Here is a 17901-nt window from a genome sequence, read left to right as displayed (position 1 = left end):
GGACGCAGTAGAACGCGCTGAGTCACCGGCACGCCGCCGACCAAGCACATCAGGAAAGATGCTTGGTCGCACCCGGCGCAGAGGTGTCCGGAACTTGCCACGGCCGGGTGCGTGTCATGCGGACACGCGTGGCGGACATCTGCCAGGAATGGGGTCAGGTGACGCGACCGGGGAGGCGTTGATGGATACGGCGATCGTCCTGTTCAACAGGGACCTGCGGGTGCACGACCACCCTGCTCTCTCGGCTGCCTGCGACCGCGCCCGCGCGGTGATCCCGCTGTTCGTGCTGGACGAGGCGATCCCCGCCGGCTGCCGCCGCGGCTTCCTGCTGGAGTGCCTGGCCGATCTCCGCGCCGGCCTGCGGGCGCGCGGCGGGGAGCTGATCGTGCGGCACGGCGACGTGGTGGGCGAGACCATGAAGCTGGCCCGGCGGACCGGGGCCGAGGCGGTCTTCGCCAGTGCCGACGTCACCGGTCTGGCCAGGCGGAGGGAGGACCGGCTGGCCCGGGAACGTATCTCCTACCTCCGCTTCCCTGGCCTCACCGTGGTGCCTTCCGGCACGCTGAAGCCGTCCGGCGGCGGCGATCACTACCGGGTCTTCACGCCGTACTGGCGCGCCTGGAGCCGCCACGAACACCGTCCGCTGCTCGCGCCGCCCCGCCACGTGCCGACACCGCGCGACCTCGACGCCGGGCGCCTGCCGAGCGGGGCGGAACCGCAGGCCATGCCCGGCGGGGAGAGCGCCGCCAGGGACCGCGCCGAAAAGTGGCTGCACCGCGGCCTGCGGGACTACGCCGGCGGTCATGACGATCTGGCCGGTGACCGCACCTCGCGGCTCAGTCCGTATCTGCGGTTCGGCTGCCTGTCACCGCTGGAACTGGCCCACCTGGCGGCCGGCAGCGAGGAGTTCGTCCGCCAGCTGTGCTGGCGCGACTTCTACTACCAGGTCACCTACGCCTTCCCCGAGATCAACCGGACCGACTACCGCCCCCGTGGCCACCGCTGGGGCGACGACGAGGACGCCCTGCAGGCCTGGTGCGCGGGCATGACGGGACTGCCCATCGTGGACGCCGGGATGCGCCAGTTGCTCGCCGAGGGCTGGATGCACAACCGGGCCCGGCTCATCGTGGCCTCCTACCTGGTCAAGCTGCTCAAGATCGATTGGCGCGCCGGTGCCCGGCACTTCTTCGAGCACCTGCTCGACGGCGACGTGGCCAACAACTCCGGCAACTGGCAGTGGGTCGCGGGCACCGGCAACGACACCCGCCCCAACCGCGCCTTCAACCCGCTGCGCCAGGCTCAGCGGTTCGACCCGGCGGGCGACTACGTGCGCCGCTACGTCCCCGAACTCGCCGACGTGCCCGCCGCCCACGTCCATCAGCCTTGGCGGCTGCCCGCGCTGCCGAGCGGCTACCCGCGCCGGCTCAAGGCAGACTCGTTCGGCATGTCCTGACGGGTGACCCTTGCCGATCAGGAGGCCAGTGACCCGCCACGACCGGCAAGAGCCCCATCCGTCAGCCGCCGGCCAGCTCGGCGGCGGTGCGGAGCAGATCGGGCACGTCCGCGGCCGGATCGTCGCGGACCACCGCGACGTCGAGCCCGCTGTCGGCGAGCCGCGCCAGATAACGGGCCGCGTCGGCGCGGGATCCGGCGGCGGTGAACAGATCCAGCACCTGGTCGTCGACCAGGTCGACGCGCGGCGCACCGTCGCGCCAGCCCTGACGGAACGCCGTGCAGAGCTCGGGGTCGAGCCCCGCCGTCCGGGTGATCTCGTGGTCGCCGTGCACGCCCAGGTACGTCGCCACGCCGAGCCGGGCGCGATCACGCGCTCCCGCCGGATCTCCGTCGGCCACCGACAGGCCGACGTACGCCGCGAGCTCGACACCGGCGCCGACCCGCTCCCGGACCGACGCGACGTACGGCGGTGCGGACAGGATCGACAGCAGCAGCCCGTCGGCGCGCTGCGCCGCCATCGCCATCGCCTTCGGTCCCTTGACCCCCAGCACGATGGGCGGACGGGTACGCAGGGGCGTGAAGGCGAGCGTCGCGTCCACGGTGAAGTGGTCGCCGGTGTGGCGCACGGGCTCGCCGGTCATCATCGCGCGGACCACGTCGACGGCCTCGGCGAGCCGCCCGATCGGCCGATCGAACGGGATCCCGAGCTGGTCGGTCATCCATCGCGAGTTGCTCGCGCCGAGCCCGAGCAGGGACCGTCCGCCGCTGATCTCCTCAAGCGCGGCGAACTCCATGGCGATGACCGCGGGATGCCGGGTGAACGGGTTCACCACACCGATGCCGACCTTGATCCGTTCGGTCACGGCCGCGATGGCGCCGGCGAGGGTGAACGCGCCGCGCTCGCAGTAGTCCTCGGTGACCCAGACGGTCTCGTAGCCCGCGTCCTCGGCCGCGCGCGCGATCCGCACGGCGGAGGACGCCGTACGGTGACCGGAGATCGAGAACGCGAGCCTCACCGCAGCGCCCGGTCCAGCGCGGACGGCGTGGGCTCGATCACCGGCACGCCGGGCAGCCCGGCCGCCGTGGCGCCGACGTCCTTCAGCCCCGTCGACGTGCCGATCAGCACGACCGTCGCGTCCGCGGCGACCTCACCCTGCGCGACGAGCTCCTCCAGGGCCACCAGGGTGGTGATCGAGGACGCCTCCAGGTAGAGCCCCGCCTCGGTGCCGAACCGGCGCTGAGCGTCGAGGATCCGCTCGTCGTCCGGCACGGCGACGGCCTGCCCCGAGGTGGCGCGCAGCGCGGCCAGCCCCTGGTAGGTGCCGAACGGCGAGGCGATCGAGAACGCCACCGAAGGCGCGGCCGGGACCGGTCCCGCGACCTCGGCGCCGCGGGCGAGCGCGTCCCGGTGCGGCCCGAACGGCTCGGCCGCGACCAGCCGGGGCAGCCGGTCCGTGACGCCGAGCGCGACCAGGTCGGCGAAGCCGCGCCAGATCCCGGTCAGGCCGTCGGCGTACGCCACCGGCACCACCACGAAGTCGGGCACCCTGCCGAGGTCGGCGACGATCTCGTAGGCGATGCTCTTGTATCCGTCCAGCCCGTAGCTGATCGAGCCCACGGGCGGGCTGGCGTGACCGGACATCGGCAGCCAGCCGCGCTCCTCCGTCAGCCGGCGCATCAGCACCCAGCGGTCGGGCGCGCGGTCCAGGGCCACCACGTCGGCGCCGAACACCTGCATCAGCGTCTTCATGGTGCTCGGCACGGAGGCGACGGTGAGGACGACGCACTTCAGGCCGGCCCGCGCGGCGTACGCCGCGACCGCCGCGCCGTGGTTGCCGGTGCTGGCCACCACGACCGCCTCCACGCCCAGCTCGACGGCCTTCGTCATCGCGACGGCCGCGAGCCGGTCCTTGTACGACCAGGTCGGATTGCGCGTCTCATCCTTGACGTAGACCGCGCCGAGGCCCAGGCGTTCGGCTGTCGCCGGCAGCTCGACGAGCGGGGTCCCGCCCTCGCCGAGGCTCACCGCGGCCGTGTCGTCGCGGAGCGGGAGCAGTGCCCGGTAGCGGAACAGGCCCGGTTGGCCGTCGTCGGCCGGGATCTCGCCGAGCGCCGGGATCTCGTAGTCGGTGACCAGGTTCGCCGGCACGCCGTCGTGCTCGCACGCCGGGCAGCCGCGGCCGAGCAGCTCGACGCTGGGATCGGGGTAGGTCCGCTTGCAGCGCAGGCAGCTGAGCCGGTCGAGGTAATGCTTCGTCATGCGTTCACCACCAGGAGCTCGCGGGGCGACTCGATGAACCGCTCGACGCCGTCCTCGGTCACCACGAGCGTGTCCTCGACCATCATCCCGCCCCAGCCGATCTCGTAGTACGGCGTCTCGAAGCAGAAGGTCATCCCCGGCTCGACCGGGGTGCCGGCACCGGGGGCGACGATCGGCGGCTCGTAGACCGCGGCGCCGATGCCGTGCCCGCAGTGCTGGCGGCGGTAGTGGCCGATGCCACCGCGGCGGACCGCGTCCATGGCCACGTCGAACAGCTCCTCCGCGAGGACGCCGGGCTTGGCCAGCGCGAGCTGCTGGTCCAGGCCGTCGAGGATCGCGGCGTACCGGCTCGCCTGGGTCGCGTCGGGCTGACCCAGCACCGCGGTACGGCCGATGTCGGACCAGTAGCCGGCGTACAGGCAGCCCACGTCGAACCGGGCCAGCTCACCGGGACGCCAGGCCCGGCCGCCCGCGTGGGCGTCGGCGAGGGCGGAGCGCGGGCCGGTCGTCACGACCAGGAAGCGGGGCTCGGCACCGCCGGCGATCATGGTTTGGGCCACGATCCCGGCCAGCTCGCGCTCGGTGACCCCTGGTGCGGCGGCGTCGATCGCGGCCTCCACGCCGGCCAGCGCGAGCCGTGCCGCGTACCGCAGCAGCTCGATCTCGCCGGGCAGCTTCACGCCGCGTACGGCGGAGATCCAGCCGGCGGCGTCGACCGCGCCGGGCAGCTCCGCGGCGGCGAGGCTCTCGATGCCGAAGCGGAGCCCGCTGCCCGCGGCCGCGACCGCGGTGGCGAGCGCGGACGCCAGGTCCGGGTGCCGATCGGCCATCGCGGCGAGCGGCGAGCCCGTGGCCGTCTCGAAGTAGAAGCGGCCGAACGGAACCAGGCGGTCCTCCGGCAGGCCCAGGTCGGCGGCCGGCGCGGTGTCGGCGGCCGGGCAGACCAGCCAGAGGTCGTCCGCGGTCACCACCGCCGCCATCGCATGGGCACGGAACAGCGGCGTCGCCACGGCCCGGTACCCGGTGGCGTAGAAGACGCTCTCCGGGGTGGTGAGCACCACGGCGTCGAAGGGCGCGCCGGCCAGTGCGGACCGCAGCCGCCGCAGCCGCTCCGCCGCCAGCTCGGCCTGGTCGACGCCGGGGGCGCCGGGCGTTCCCGTCACACGCTCAGTCACATGATCACCTCGCTGAACTCGCTCATCGCGTCGATGGTCTCCGCCACGGTGTTGGCGGCGAACAGCAGGCCGGCGAGCGTGCCGACGCCCGCCGCGCGGTACGCCTCCACCTGCTCGCGGACGCTCTCCGGGGTGCCGATCAGGTTGCGCGTCGCCAGGTCCTCGACACCCTGATCCTTCAGCGTGGTCTTCGACAACGAGACCATGTGGTTGTGCAGTTGCGAGGCGCGGAACTTCTGCCACGCCTGCTCCATGGTCGGCGCCACGCACACCGCGAGCTGCAGGGCGACCTCGAAATCGGCCGGCAGACCGCCGCGTGCGGTCTCGGCCTGGGCGCGGATGTCGCCGAGGCCCCGGGCGACCTCCTCCGGGGTGAGGCAGGCCGGCAACCAGCCGTCGCCGTACAGCGCGGCCCGGGTCCGCGAGCCCGGCGCGTTGCCACCCGACAGGATCGGCAGCGTCGACACCGGCTTGGGATAGGACTCCACGTCGTCGAACGACACCCAGGTGCCGTGGAAGCTCGCCCGGCGCTCGGTGAACAGCGCCTTGAGCGCCTGGATCGCCTCGGCCGCGTGCTCGCCCCGGTGCAGCTTGGCGCCGGGGTTCATCGCGGTGTACTCCTCGCGGTACGCGCCGATGCCGACGCCGAGGACGGCGCGCCCGCCGGACAGCCGGTCCAGCGTCGCGGCCTGCTTGGCGGCCACCACCGGGTTGCGGAACGGCAGCACCATGATCGCGGTGGCCAGCCGGATCCGCTCGGTGACGGCCGCGACATAGCTGAGGTACCCGAACGGGTCGTAGTAGCGCGGCGGTTCGGCGAACTCCTCCCGCACGTACGCCTGGGTCGTCACATGGTCGTTGCCCCAGATCGAGTCGAAGCCCAGCCGCTCGGCCTCGAGCGCGAGCTGGACGGCCTGGTCGATGTCGGCATACGGCACCGGGTACATCAGGCCCTCGGTGCCGGTCGGCACGCCGAGTCCGAACTTCATGACGCGTCTCCCATCTGCAGCGCGGGCGCGCTCGCGCGGCGTTTGACCCGGATCACACCCCAGCCGAGTACCGCGTAGATCACGAAACCGAACACCAGGCCCTCGATGGGGTCGGCGAGCAGCACGTCGGTGAACTTGGACAGGACGGCGGCGGCCAGCCACGCGACCAGCGCCTCGACTCGCACCGCGGGTGCGGTCTCCAGCAGCTCACGGCCGGAGCTGTGCCGCGCCAGCACCCAGAAGTGGGCGATCAGCACGCCCGCGAACGGCGGCGCGACCAGCCCGATGATGGTGAGGAAGGTCAGGAACGAGTTCGCCAGCCCGGCGAACGCCACGATGACCGCGATCACGATCGACACGATGTTCCAGACCGGCTTGCGCAGGCGCAGCCGGATGCTGGTCGAGGCGTTGGTGAACGCCAGCGAGGCCGAGTAGAGGTTGTTGTCCGCGGTGTTCCACAGCGCGAGCACCAGCATCACCGCGGCCGGGGCCAGCAGCCCGAGACCCTGCATGACGAGCACGAAGTTGCTGTTGCCGACCTTCATCGCCGAGATCGTGGCGATCGTCTCGAACACCCCGGCGCCGACGATGAACCCGCAGAAACTGGAGATGAGCACGTCGCGCGGACGTTTGGCGTATCTGGCCACGTCGCCGACGAGCGCGGCACCGGTGACCCAGGTCGCGATCACCGCTCCGACCGCGGCGGCGAACCCGATCGGCACCACCGGTGTGTGGTGGAGGACATCGGCGAAGCCGCCGTCGCCGCCGCCGATCTTGACCAGCGCCACCAGCGCGATGGCGATCTCGATGGGCACCGCGATCGCCGAGAACCGGGCCAGCCCCTTGATCCCGAAGATCGACGTGGACGTGATCCCGACCGCGAAGGCGAGCACGAACGCCCATGGGGGCACGGCGGGGATGAGCTTGCTGACCGCGCCGCCCCAGGTGTCCATCAGTACGCCGATGAAACCCATCGCGATGACGCCGAGCATCAGTGACACCAGCGCCGCGCCGTGCCGGCCGAAGACCGCCCGCGCCGCCAGATAGCTGGACAGCCCGGTGCGGTAACCGACCAGCCCGACCAGCCCGGCGACGATCGCCAGCACGAGGTTGCCGACCACGATGGCCGCCATTCCCTCGCCGAACGTCGTTCCGCCGCCGACGACACCGCCCACCAAGAAACTGCTGACGCTGATGTTCCAGCCGATCTGGATGATGATCATCTGCGGCAGGGACTTGCGACGATCTCTCGGCACCGGTTCGAGCGCGTGGTCGTCGAGATCGCTGGCCAGCGTGCTCCGGTCCGCCGTCTGTGTACTCATCGCACCTCCCATGCCCGTATTGTGCTGTTCCATAGTCGGACAGCCGCTCGTCACCTCACCACGTGGGGTGCTGGGAAGTTGAAAGGCGGTCCTTTGTGGATTTCACACAACGAGCCCGGATCCTCCTCACCCAACTCGACGATATTGCAGCGTCGCGGGTGGTCGCGGTATGGGAGCACCTGCCCGGCTACGACGACGCGCGGATGGACGTCGCCGACCTGGCCAACGTGGTCGCGCGGAACGTGCGGACTCTGATCATGGCCGTGGCCGAACGCCGTACCCCGCAGGGGGCGGAGCTGGCGCCCGCGGCCGCGCTCGGCGAACGGCGCGCGATCCAGGGCGTGCCGGTGGAGGGCGTGGTCGCGTCCTGGCACGCCGCCGAGCGCGACCTGCTGGAGCGCTTCGCCGCGGCCGGCCCCCCGCTGGACACCATCGGCCTGATGGACCTCTCGCGCCGGCTGGCCACGGTCACCGACGCCATGATCGAGGCGACGCTGGACGCCTACCGGGCGACCCGCACCGAATCGGCCGGTCACCTCGACCAGATCGCCACCGACCTGGTGTCCCGGCTGGCCGGCGGGGAACCGCTCGACCCCGCCGACGTCGAGGAACGCGCGCGGCTGGTCGGCGTGCAGGCGCAGCGGCCGCACCGCGGGGTCGCGATCGACCTGCCCGGAGGGGCGTCACCGCTCGCGCTCGCCGGCGCCCGGCGGATCATCGTGGACGCGATCCGGCCGAGGCTGCGCAGCCGGCTGCTCGTCGGAGGCATGGGCTCCGCGCTGCTCCTCGTGCTGGCCGACATCGACGGGATCGAGGACCTGCTCGGGCGCGCGACGGGACGGCCGGGCCTGCCGGCGGGACTCGTCATCGGCCTGGGACAACCCCGGCCGCGGCTGGGCGAGGTCGGCGCCTCGTGCCGGGAGGCGCTCTCCGCGCTGGAGGCCGGGCTGCGGATGAAAGCCGACCGGACGGTCGTCCCGTTCGAGCGGGTCATCCCCGAGGTGCTGCTGATCGGCAACCCGCTGGACGCCACGCGGCTCACCGAGACGATCCTCGGCCCGCTGCGGGCCAGCCCGGCGCTGGTGACGACCTTGCGGGTGCATCTCGCGGGCGGGCTGTCCACCCGCGCCACGGCCCAGGCACTGTCGGTCCACGAGAACACCGTCGGCTACCGGCTGCGCCGCATCCTGCAGCTGCTGAACGTCGAGCAGCCGGCCGACCTGGTGCGTCCGGACGTCCTCCTCGCCTTGCGAGCCGACGAACTCATGATCACCGAACCGGCCGGCACGCCGCCTCCCGGCTCCAGCGCGACGTGACCGGAGGAGTTCCTGCGCTATGTCGGCAGACCCGTCCTCCGCAGGACGGGACGTCAGAAGGTGGTCGACCAGCTTGATCGCGTCGGCTCACTCATCGTCGTCCTTGACGGCGCCGTGCACGCGGCGCAGCAGGGTGATCTCCGTCGGCGGCACCTGCTGCAGGCTGCGTCCGCTGAGCAGGGCCAGCCGAGTCCGCGGCGACGTTGGCCGGGCCGGAGCGGGCATCGTTCACAGGACGCCCCGGATGGCCGCGATGACGGCCGACACGTGCGCCGCCAGCTCCGCCACGTCCGCCAGGAGCCCGCGCAGTCTCTTGAGCGCGATCACCGCCTTGCTCCTGCCCGCCCCGGTGCTCTCCGACAGCGACTCGGCGGCGACGGCGATCTCCTCCTCCGCCGCGGCGAACGTGTCCTCGTCCACCTCCTGGGCCTTGCGCGCCCTGGCGAGCCGCTCGCGCAGCTCGGCGAGCTGGGCGGCCGGGTCGGCCGCCTGCGTCTGGGGCGGGCGGCCGATGGTGACGTCGCCGTGGATGTGCCCGGCCTGCACGCCCACCCGGGCGTTGTCGCGGGCGATGTTCCGCACCCTGTCGGTCATGCCTTTCGCCTCTCTCGCCTTGTTCGCCGGAGGGTTCTCGTCGGCCACGGCCAGTTCCTGAGCGAGGGCCGCGGCGAAGGCGGCGGCGTTGGCCGCCGCCCTCGGCTGCCAGCTCAGGCCGTCGGTCGCGATCTTGGTGCCGTCGGCGCGGTCGCTGATGCCGCGTATCACGGCCATGGGCAGCGACCTGTTGTGATGGGCGGCCTGCGCCACGCCGGCCGACTCCATCTCGATCGCGAGCGCGTCGTTGTAGGTCTGGCGCACCCACCGGGCGTGCGCGGAGAGCGCGGAGTCCTGGACGACCTCGCCGGCCGCGATCGGGCCGAAGCGCACCGCGGGCACCCCAGCGCCCGCGGGCAGGCGGCGGGTCCAGGACTCGGTGCGGTAGAGGTGGCGGGCGATCTGGTCGGTCTCGTGGGCGATCTCCCAGACGCGCGGGCGGGCTTTGAGTCCGTCGTCCTCGCTGGTGCCGCCGTGGTAGGCGTACACGTGCGTGGCCACCACGACGTCGCCCAGGCCGATGCCGGGCCACAGGGCCCCGGCGACCCCCACGAACAGCAGCGCCGACGGCGAGAACTCGGCGATCGCCCGCTCGGTGATCACCGCCGACGGATGGTTGCCCTTGCCGACCAGGCCCAGGGCCACCCGGCGCCCGTCGCCGGCCAGGCGGCCGACCTCGAAGCGGGTGCCGGCGGTGTGGCGGTGCACACGCGGGTCGGTCAGGTGCCCGCGGACGGCCTGATACTCCAGATCCAGCGCGGTGAGGATCACGATCATGACCATCGACCTCCTAAGGCCGAGTCATCGGGGGATTGAGGACGTGAACCGGGCCCGCCTTGAAGAGCCGGGAGGGCCGCCCGTTCGGGGTCTTGCGCATCGGGCCGTCGGCGACGATGAAGCCGCGGGTGCCCTGGACCTTGCGGTAGAAGTTGCGGGGATCGAGACGGACGCCCCAGACCGCCTCGTACACCTGCTGGAGCTCCGAGATGGTGAAGGGCTCGGCGCAGAACGCGGCGGCCAGGGCGGTGTGCTCCAGCTTGGCACGCGCGCGCTCGACCCCGTCGATGACGATGCGGCGATGGTCGAAGGCCAGCTTCGCGCCCGGGGCCAGGGCGTCGTCCACCGAGGTCCAGGAGGCGTCGGCGGCGTCGGTGCCGGCGACCGGCTCCGGCAGGCGGGGCGCGATGGCCAGGTAGGCGACGGACACGACGCGGCCGCGCGGGTCGCGGCCCGGCTCGCCGTAGACGGCCAGGGGCTCCAGGTGCACGTCGGACAGGCCCGCCTCCTCCGCCAGCTCGCGCCGCGCCGCCGCCTCGATGTCCTCGTGCTCGTCGCGCAGGAAGCCGCCCGGCAGGGCGAGGGCCCCGAGGAACGGGTCGATGCCGCGTTCCACGAGCAGGACGTGCAGGCGCGCGTCGCGCAGGGTCAGGATCACGAGGTCGACCGCGAGCAGGATGCGCGGCGGCTGCCATGGGTCGTCGGGCATGAGCACACCCTAGCTTTTTGTCAGATCGACAGGAAGTCCTTTTCGCGCGCCTGCCGGGCTCGTAGCCGAAAGCATCGGTTCGACGAGGTCGTCACAGAACTAGCCGGCGTAGGGGTTGCCGCCGAGCCAGGTGGTGCCGTCGATCAGTTCGCGCACCGCGTCCAAGTGACCGCTGTGGCAGGCGACTTCCGTGAGCACGTGGATCAGGATGTGCCGCACGTCAGGCAGCCGCCAGGCCGGCCAGATCTCCACGGGCCAGGCGGCCGGCTCCTGTTCGGGCACGGCGGCGGCGAGCACGGCGTCCGCGCGCGCGATGGCCGCCCGGTAGTCGGCGAAAACCTCCTCGGCGCCCATCCCCTCGGGTACGTGCCAGTGTGCCTCCGTGCCCGCCGTGAGCTGTCCGGCCACATCCGGCTCCCCCGCGATCACCCCGGCGAACCAGAAACGTTCGACGTCCAGGGTGAGGTGGCGGAGCAATGCCAGGCAGCTCCAGCCGCTGGGCAGCACCGGCCGCCGCAGATCCTTGTCCGAGAGCCCTTCGAGGATCCCGAGGACGTGCTCGCGCTGGCGGTCCAGGGCGCCCTTGAGTGCGTCGAGTTCGGCGTTCACCGGGCGGCGCACAGTCCGGCGAGGCGTTCCAAGGTGCTCGTCATCTGTGTCTGCCACCAGGCGCGCCCGCTGTCCACTTCCGCGCGTTTGTCCTCCGGCATGCGCGAACCGTCGAAGATCTCGGTCACGACCGTCGCCCCGGCCCCGTCCGGGAGCAGGTCGAAGATCCACCGGTGGCCCCAGGCGGTCCCGGGCGTGGCGGCGTCCGGGTGCCCGCGGCCGGGTCTCGGCTCCCAGCCGATGCGGCGGTCCTGCTCGTACTCGACGACGTGGTTGTTCATCTCGTAGTCGCCGTAGCGCTCAACGTGCATGCGCATCACGAAGACGTCTCCGACGCCCGCGACCACGGCGTCGGAGAGCCCACGGCGCAACATCCCCGAGCCGTCGAGGGCCGGGTGCCGTCCGGGGTCGGCCAGGATCCGGAAGATGTCCCCCGCCGGGGCGCCGGGGCGCCGGCGCGCCGGGACACCACCACCAGGGGCTCGCCTGTCGCGCTCGCCATCCCCGCTCCTCCGTCGACCGCAGAGCATGAACCTGACTCCGGCCTGGACGCTACACCGGGGGTACGACAACGCCCGTCCACGCCGACCCGGTGATCGTTTCCGGGTCACAACCCTAGGTGGGCGCGCCGGCCCAGCGCCGGCAGATCGTCAGCGCCTGCTGCTCGGTGGGCATCTCCACCAGCGGTGTTCTCCCCGGCCAGGATCGCAGCCCGTCGAGCATGACCTGCAGATAGCGCCGGTACAGCCCCGGGCGCACCTGGGCGGAATGTTGCGCCAGGTCGGTCACCAGCCACAGGATCATCGTCACGTCGTCGCCGACGACACCATCACGCAAATCTCCCTCGGCGCGCGCCCGGTCGAGCAGATGCTTCATCACCTCCGCGACGCGCTCGCCGGCGGACCTGCCGAGCTGCCATTCACCACCGCCCAGCGCCACGTCCCGCAGCCCGAGGTTGTCGACCAGGAGCTCGGTGATGCGCCGCAGGAGAAGGTCGAGTCCGTCCCAGGCCCGCTCGGCCTCGCCCGCGCGCTGCGCGACCTCCGCCAGCTCGGCCAGCGGCTTCTCAAGCGCCGCGCGGATGAGCTCCTCCTTGTCGGCGAAGCGCCGGTAGACGGTGCCGACGCCGACGCCGGCGTGGTGGGCGACCTCGTTGAAGCCGACGGCGAGGCCGCGTTCGGCGAAGAGCTCCTGGGCGGCGCGCACGATGCGCTCCCGGTTGCGCTCGGCATCCCGGCGCAGCGCGCCACGGTCCGCCGGCTCATGGGCGGCAACGGGTGGCTGCGTCACGCCGCAAGAGTACCCCTCAACGGACAGGTGGGATCAACATCACAGCCCGTGATCCGATGAAACGGATGGTTTCTATCCACTTTTTACTAGACTGCGCAATCGGATATGGCTTATCCACTTACCCCCCGTCAGCCCCGCGTATCAGCAGCTAGAAAGCGAGTCCACGATGGCCGAACTGCTCTACCGGCTGGGCCGGTTCACCGCCCGCCGGGGCTGGTGGGTGATCACCGCTTGGGTCGTCGTGCTCGCCCTGGCCGTCGGAGCGTTCCTGGCCTTCAGCGGGACCATGAGCTCGACGATGACCATCCCCGGCACGCCCACGGCGGAGGTGACCGACCGTCTCAAGACGGAGCTGCCCGTGGCCAGCGGCGGCACCGGGTCGATCGTCATCCAGGCCAGGAACGGTGCCAAGCTCACCGGCGCCCAGCGCGAGGGCATCAGCGCCGCGCTGCGGAAGGTCGCCGGCCTCGACGGCGTCGACCAGGTCGCCGACCCGTTCACCTCCGCCGGCACGCGCGCGGACCAGGCGAAGAAGGTCACGGACGGCCTGGCCAAGGTCGAGGACGGCCGCGCCCGGCTCGGCAAGGGCCAGGAGCAGCTCGACCGGGCCCGTACGCAGACCGAGGCGGCCATCGCCCAGGCCGGCGCCAACCCGCAGCTCAAGGCGGCCATCGCCCAGCTCGACGCGCAGCAGGCCGAGCTCGACAAGCAGACCGCCACCCTGGAGAAGTCCGAGCAGCAACTGCTCGTCGGACGCGGCCTGCTGACCATGGCGGAGGGGATCCGCACGGTCTCCTCCGACGGCTCGACCGCGACCGCGACCGTCGTCTTCGACCTGCCGCAGCAGGAGATCACCCCGGAGACCAAGGAAACCGTCACCAAGACCATCGACGCCGCGCTCCCCGGCAGCGTCACCGCCGACTACTCCGCCGAGATCATGCAGGGCGAGATGCAGCTGGGTGGCGTCGGCGAGGCGGTCGGCCTGGTCGTCGCCGCGCTCGTGCTCATCGTCATGACCGGCACCCTCGTGGCCGCCGGACTGCCGCTCCTCAACGCGCTCTTCGGCGTGGGCGTGGCCGTCGCGGGCGCCATGGCCCTGTCCGGCACGATCGAGATGACGTCGGTGACGCCCATCCTGGGCGCCATGCTCGGCCTGGCCGTCGGCATCGACTACTCACTGTTCATCCTGCACCGCCACCGCCGCCAGTTGCGGGCGGGCATGACCGTGGAAGAGTCCATCGGGCTGGCCAACGGCACCAGCGGCAACGCCGTCGTCTTCGCGGGCAGCACCGTGCTCATCGCGCTGCTGGCACTCAACGTCACGGGCATCCCATTCCTCGCGCTGATGGGCACCGTCGGCGCCGTCGCCATCGCCATCGCGGTGCTCCTCACCGTGACCATGACCCCGGCGCTGCTCGGCCTGCTCGGGCACCGGCTGCTGCCACGGCGTGACAGGAAGGCCGCCGCCGGCCGCGCCACGACCCTGACCGCGCCGAAGCACGTGCAGCCGATGACCATCGGCCGGGCCGTCCTGCGCATCGTGATCGGAGTCGGCGCACTCGCCGTCATCGCGCTGCCCGCCGCCTCGATGCGGCTCGGCCTGCCGACCGGCGCGTCCGAGGCCGCCGACTCCACGCAGTATCGCGCCTACAGCACGATCACCGAGAAGTTCGGCGCCGGCGCCAACGGGCCGCTGATCGTCGTCGCCGACCTCGGCAACGGCGTGACCGGGAACGACCTCGCGCCCGCACAGGAGGACCTCGGCAAGCAGCTCATGGACGTCGACAACGTGACCGCGGTCGCCCCCATCGGCGCCAACGACAAGGGCACCGTCCTGGTCTTCCAGGTCGTCCCGACCGGCGGGCCGACCTCGGAGTCCACCGAGCACCTCGTCCACGACCTGCGCGACCGTACCCTTGACCTCGGGTCCGACGACGTCTCCCTGTCCGTCGCGGGCAGCGCCAGCGCCAACATCGACATCTCCGAGAAGCTCGCCGGCGCCCTGCCGGCCTACCTCGCGCTCGTCGTCGGCCTGTCGCTGCTCATCCTGATCGTGGTGTTCCGCTCGATCCTGGTGCCCCTCATCGCCACGGGCGGCTTCGTCCTGTCGCTGTTCGCGGCGCTCGGCGGTGTCACGGCCGTCTACCAGTGGGGGTGGCTCGGCGGCGTCTTCGGCGTCACCGATCCCGCGCCGATTCTCAACTTCCTGCCGACCCTGCTGGTGGGCATCCTGTTCGGGCTCGCCATGGACTACCAGCTCTTCCTCACCTCGGGGATGCGTGAGGCCTACGCGCACGGTGCTCCCGCCCGGCAGGCGGTCACCGAGGGCCTGCGGGCGGGCCGGGCCGTGGTCACCGCCGCCGCGGTCATCATGATCTCGGTCTTCGGCGGGTTCATGTTCTCCCACATGACGATGATCCGGCCGGTCGGATTCGCCCTGGCCTTCGGCGTGCTCGTCGACGCCTTCGTCGTGCGCATGCTGATCATTCCGGCGGTCATGCATCTGGCGGGTGACAAGGCCTGGTGGCTGCCGCGCTGGCTCGACCGGGTCCTGCCGGACGTGGACGTCGAGGGCGCCAAGCTGGAGCATCACCATCAGGCCGCGCCGGTGCGGGTCCCCGAGGCCGCTGTGCGCTGACGGCGGGGCGGGCAGCGTGAACGGGCCCCGGAAGCCTCAGGTCGATAGCGATCGGCCGCTGTCGCCGGCGACGGGAACGCCGCGGCAGACGGCCTCGACCCCGGTGATGATGAGGTCGAGGCCGTCCTGGAAGGCACGGTCGCGGAGCTCTCTGGGCCGGGCGCCGGCACCGGCCGCGCGGGCCTGTTCCTCGGTCGTGTAGCCGTTGACGTAGGCCATGACGGTGTCCACGGCGACCGCGGCCGTGTGCGCGGGGACGCCCGCGGCCGACAAGGTGGCGATGAGGCCATGGTAGGAGGCGACGGCCGAGCTGCCCGGGTCCCGGAACGTGGACATGAGGCGCGCGCCGTCGCGGTGGGCCAGCATGAGCTCGCGCGTGCCGATCGCGACGGCGCGCAGCCGCTCGTCCCAGGGGCCGTCGGGTGGCGGGACGGCATCGGGCGGCGGGGTGCCCAGGTGCGCGACCATGGCGTCCTGCAGCGCCTGCTTGCTGGGGTAATGCCGGTACAGCGCGCTTGCTCGCACGCCGAGCCGCCCGGCCAGGAGCCGCATGGTCAGACCGTCCAGCCCGACCTCGTCGAGCAGCTCGATCGCCGCCTGAAGCACCTGGGCGCGTCGCTGTCCCATCGCATCCTCCTGGTTGACAAGTCGGCCCCGCGTACGTGAACAATGTACACGTGAACGTTGTTCACGTAGGGGATGGAGGATGTCATGACCGAGCAAGGCGTGGGACGGGTGCTGGTGATCGGGGCGGGGCTCGGCGGGCTGACGCTCGCGCACGCGCTCGTCCGTGCCGGCATCGACGTGCGGGTCTACGAGGCGGACGACGGCAGCGGGGAGCGGTTCCAGGGATACCGGATCGGGCTGGAGCAACCCGGGCTGGCGGCGTTGCGGGCGAGCCTGCCGCGGCGGCTCTACGAGCTGGTCGAGATCACCAGCGGGAGCTTGACCGGGCCGGGGCTGCTGTTCGACGAGCAGCTCACGGTGCTCAGCCGCGACCTGGACGGGCCGCCGGCGACGGCCAGGGCGATGGATCGGCAGGTGCTGCGGCGGATCCTGCTCGGCGATCTAGGGGACCGGGTCGCGCACGGCAAGCGGCTGACAGGCTTCACGGAGGGACCGGGCGGGACCGTGACCGCCCGTTTCGCCGACGGCACGGAGGCCACGGGCGAGGTTCTGGTCGGCGCCGACGGCGGGAACTCCGCGGTGCGGCGGCACCTGGTGCCCGAGGTCAGGCTCGTCGATGCGGACCTGTGCGGAGCGATGGGGCGTATCCCCATGACCGACCGCTTCCTCCGTCTGGTGCCGGGGCGCGGCACGATGGTGAAGGGGCCCGGGGTCACGTTGATGCTGGGGCGGATGCAGTTCGGCAGGGAACCGGCCGCGGCCGCGGCCGAGCTCGCTCCGGGGCTGGACATGCCACATCGCGACAGCTACGTACGGTGGGTGCTGCTGGTGCCGCCGGACCGTCCGGCGCCCGCCGACCCGGGGGACGCGCGCGAGCTGGTGCTGGACCTCATCGACGGCTGGCATCCCGACCTGCGGGAGCTGGTGCGCTCCGCCGACATGAGCGCCGTCGGCCGGTCCAAGGTCTACGACCGGCCGATGCCGTCCTGGCCGGTGGGCCGGGTCACGCTGCTCGGCGACGCCGCCCATCTGACGCCGGCCAGCGGCGGGAACGGCGCGAGCACCGCGATGCAGGATGCCGTGCGGCTGTGCGCCCGGCTGGAAGAGGTCGGCCGGGACGAGCGAGCCCTGACCTCGGCGCTGGCCGAGTACCAGGACGACCTGCTGGAACGCGGGAACGCGGCCGTGGAGGCCGGCAAGCAGGCGCAGCAGAGGTTCGTCCCGGCCGCGGACGAGGTGACACGGTGAAGGGCTCGCCGCAGGTCGTGTACACCAAAGGCCAGGTTCGTTCCGCCGACGGCACGACGATCGGCTACCGGCAGCGTGGTCGCGGCCCCGCACTGATCCTCGTGCACGGCGCAATGCAGGCATCGCACCACTTCTCCAGACTCGCCGCCGCGCTGTCGGCCGACTTCACCGTCTATGTGCCCGATCGGCGTGGACGCGGGCTGAGCGGACCCCACGGTGACCACTTCGGCGTCCTGCGGGAGGTCGAAGACCTGCAGGCGCTCGTCGCCGCGACCGGCGCATCGCAGCTCTTCGGGCTGAGCTCGGGCGCGCTCGTCGTCCTGCGCACGGCCCTGCTCACACCCGGCCTTGACCGGATCGCCCTGTATGAGCCGCCGCTGTCGATCGGCGGCTCGGTGCCGGTGGACTGGGCGGCGCGCTTCGACCACGAGATCGCCACGGGGAGATCCGCGTCCGCGCTGGTCACGGGGCTCAAGGGCCTGGCCGCCGAGCCGTCGATGTTCACCAGGGTCCCCCGCTTCGCCCTCGTGCCGCTCCTGGCGGCCGGGGCGCGCCTGCAGGGCGACGGGGCCCCCGATGAGGTGCCGGTCGAGGCGCTCATCCCTACGCTCCACTTCGACGCGCAGGTGATCAGGGAGATGGCCGACACGGTCGCGGACTACGCGGCGCTCGACGCGCAGGTGCTGCTCCTCGGCGGCACCAGAAGCGCGGCATACTTCGGTGTCGCCTTCGCGGAACTCGCCGAGGTGCTCACGCATGCGCGCAGCATCGCCCTGCTGGGACTCGGGCATTCGGGACCGGAGGACGACGGAGCCCCGCTCGTCGTGGCCCAGGCGCTGCGTGATTTCTTCGGCGCAGCATGACGGGCTCGACACCGGTCTGACCTCCCGGG

At 72.1% G+C, this 17901-nt stretch carries 17 protein-coding genes; 5 read left to right on the top strand and 12 right to left on the bottom strand.

From position 1 onward, the window contains the following. Positions 1-181: 181 nt before the first annotated feature. Positions 182-1453, top strand: a complete 1272-nt coding sequence (locus ACWD0F_RS09660) for a cryptochrome/photolyase family protein (protein ID WP_449873662.1) — start codon at positions 182-184, stop codon at positions 1451-1453. A 61-nt stretch (positions 1454-1514) separates the two neighbouring features. Here ACWD0F_RS09660 and ACWD0F_RS09655 read toward each other — a convergent pair whose 3' ends face one another. Genes ACWD0F_RS09655 through ACWD0F_RS09635 form a run of 5 tightly spaced genes read right to left on the bottom strand, consistent with a single transcriptional unit; the run spans position 1515 to position 7201 of the window. Further along, positions 1515-2471, bottom strand: a complete 957-nt coding sequence (locus ACWD0F_RS09655) for an LLM class flavin-dependent oxidoreductase (protein ID WP_449873660.1) — start codon at positions 2469-2471, stop codon at positions 1515-1517. Next, positions 2468-3715, bottom strand: a complete 1248-nt coding sequence (locus ACWD0F_RS09650; protein WP_449873658.1) for a threonine synthase — start codon at positions 3713-3715, stop codon at positions 2468-2470. The genes ACWD0F_RS09655 and ACWD0F_RS09650 overlap by 4 nt, the downstream gene beginning before the upstream one ends. Next, complete coding sequence (locus tag ACWD0F_RS09645) at positions 3712-4890, bottom strand: M24 family metallopeptidase (RefSeq protein ID WP_449873656.1); 1179 nt, start codon at positions 4888-4890, stop codon at positions 3712-3714. Before ACWD0F_RS09645 ends, ACWD0F_RS09650 begins: the two co-directional genes overlap by 4 nt. Further along, complete coding sequence (locus ACWD0F_RS09640; protein WP_449873654.1) at positions 4887-5879, bottom strand: TIGR03619 family F420-dependent LLM class oxidoreductase; 993 nt, start codon at positions 5877-5879, stop codon at positions 4887-4889. Before ACWD0F_RS09640 ends, ACWD0F_RS09645 begins: the two co-directional genes overlap by 4 nt. Continuing rightward, positions 5876-7201: a cytosine permease gene (locus tag ACWD0F_RS09635; protein ID WP_449873652.1), complete on the bottom strand. Its 1326-nt coding sequence runs from the start codon at positions 7199-7201 to the stop codon at positions 5876-5878. Before ACWD0F_RS09635 ends, ACWD0F_RS09640 begins: the two co-directional genes overlap by 4 nt. A 95-nt stretch (positions 7202-7296) precedes the next feature. Here ACWD0F_RS09635 and ACWD0F_RS09630 point away from each other — a divergent pair, with 95 nt between their 5' ends. Further along, on the top strand, positions 7297-8517 hold the full coding sequence (locus ACWD0F_RS09630; protein WP_449873650.1) for a PucR family transcriptional regulator: 1221 nt from the start codon (positions 7297-7299) through the stop codon (positions 8515-8517). An 87-nt stretch (positions 8518-8604) separates the two neighbouring features. Here the strand turns inward: ACWD0F_RS09630 and ACWD0F_RS09625 are convergent, their stop codons facing one another. From ACWD0F_RS09625 to ACWD0F_RS09600, 6 genes are all read right to left on the bottom strand, one after another. Then, positions 8605-8742, bottom strand: coding sequence for a hypothetical protein (locus tag ACWD0F_RS09625; RefSeq protein ID WP_449873648.1), 138 nt, complete (start codon positions 8740-8742; stop codon positions 8605-8607). Between the two features lie 3 nt (positions 8743-8745). After that, complete coding sequence (locus ACWD0F_RS09620) at positions 8746-9894, bottom strand: 5'-methylthioadenosine/S-adenosylhomocysteine nucleosidase family protein (protein WP_449873646.1); 1149 nt, start codon at positions 9892-9894, stop codon at positions 8746-8748. Positions 9895-9901: 7 nt separating this feature from the next. Beyond that, entirely contained in the window at positions 9902-10597 is a 696-nt protein-coding gene (locus ACWD0F_RS09615; RefSeq protein ID WP_449873644.1) for an NUDIX hydrolase, read from the bottom strand. A 99-nt stretch (positions 10598-10696) separates the two neighbouring features. Then, positions 10697-11206: a DinB family protein gene (locus ACWD0F_RS09610; protein WP_449873642.1), complete on the bottom strand. Its 510-nt coding sequence runs from the start codon at positions 11204-11206 to the stop codon at positions 10697-10699. Continuing rightward, positions 11203-11736: a hypothetical protein gene (locus tag ACWD0F_RS09605; RefSeq protein ID WP_449873640.1), complete on the bottom strand. Its 534-nt coding sequence runs from the start codon at positions 11734-11736 to the stop codon at positions 11203-11205. Before ACWD0F_RS09605 ends, ACWD0F_RS09610 begins: the two co-directional genes overlap by 4 nt. An 85-nt stretch (positions 11737-11821) precedes the next feature. Next, a complete protein-coding gene (locus ACWD0F_RS09600) occupies positions 11822-12496 on the bottom strand; it encodes a TetR/AcrR family transcriptional regulator (protein ID WP_449873638.1) in 675 nt (224 codons plus the stop codon). 166 nt (positions 12497-12662) lie between these two features. Between ACWD0F_RS09600 and ACWD0F_RS09595 the strand changes: the two genes are divergently transcribed. Then, positions 12663-15134: an MMPL family transporter gene (locus ACWD0F_RS09595; protein ID WP_449873636.1), complete on the top strand. Its 2472-nt coding sequence runs from the start codon at positions 12663-12665 to the stop codon at positions 15132-15134. Between the two features lie 36 nt (positions 15135-15170). Here the strand turns inward: ACWD0F_RS09595 and ACWD0F_RS09590 are convergent, their stop codons facing one another. Next, complete coding sequence (locus ACWD0F_RS09590) at positions 15171-15761, bottom strand: TetR/AcrR family transcriptional regulator C-terminal domain-containing protein (protein WP_449873634.1); 591 nt, start codon at positions 15759-15761, stop codon at positions 15171-15173. Between the two features lie 84 nt (positions 15762-15845). On the opposite strand from ACWD0F_RS09590, the gene ACWD0F_RS09585 reads away from it, so the two are divergent. Continuing rightward, positions 15846-17009 carry an FAD-dependent oxidoreductase gene (locus tag ACWD0F_RS09585; protein WP_449873632.1) on the top strand — a complete coding sequence of 388 codons (1164 nt, stop codon included), beginning with the start codon at positions 15846-15848 and terminating at the stop codon, positions 17007-17009. Next, positions 17006-17872 (top strand): alpha/beta fold hydrolase, encoded by an 867-nt coding sequence (locus tag ACWD0F_RS09580; protein WP_449873630.1) that lies wholly within the window; start codon positions 17006-17008, stop codon positions 17870-17872. Before ACWD0F_RS09585 ends, ACWD0F_RS09580 begins: the two co-directional genes overlap by 4 nt. The last annotated feature ends 29 nt before the right edge of the window (positions 17873-17901 follow it).

This window comes from Nonomuraea sp. NPDC002799, assembly GCF_053592075.1.
The sequence above is the reverse complement of the archived record's forward strand: the minus strand, read 5'-3'. Positions and strand labels throughout refer to the sequence as shown.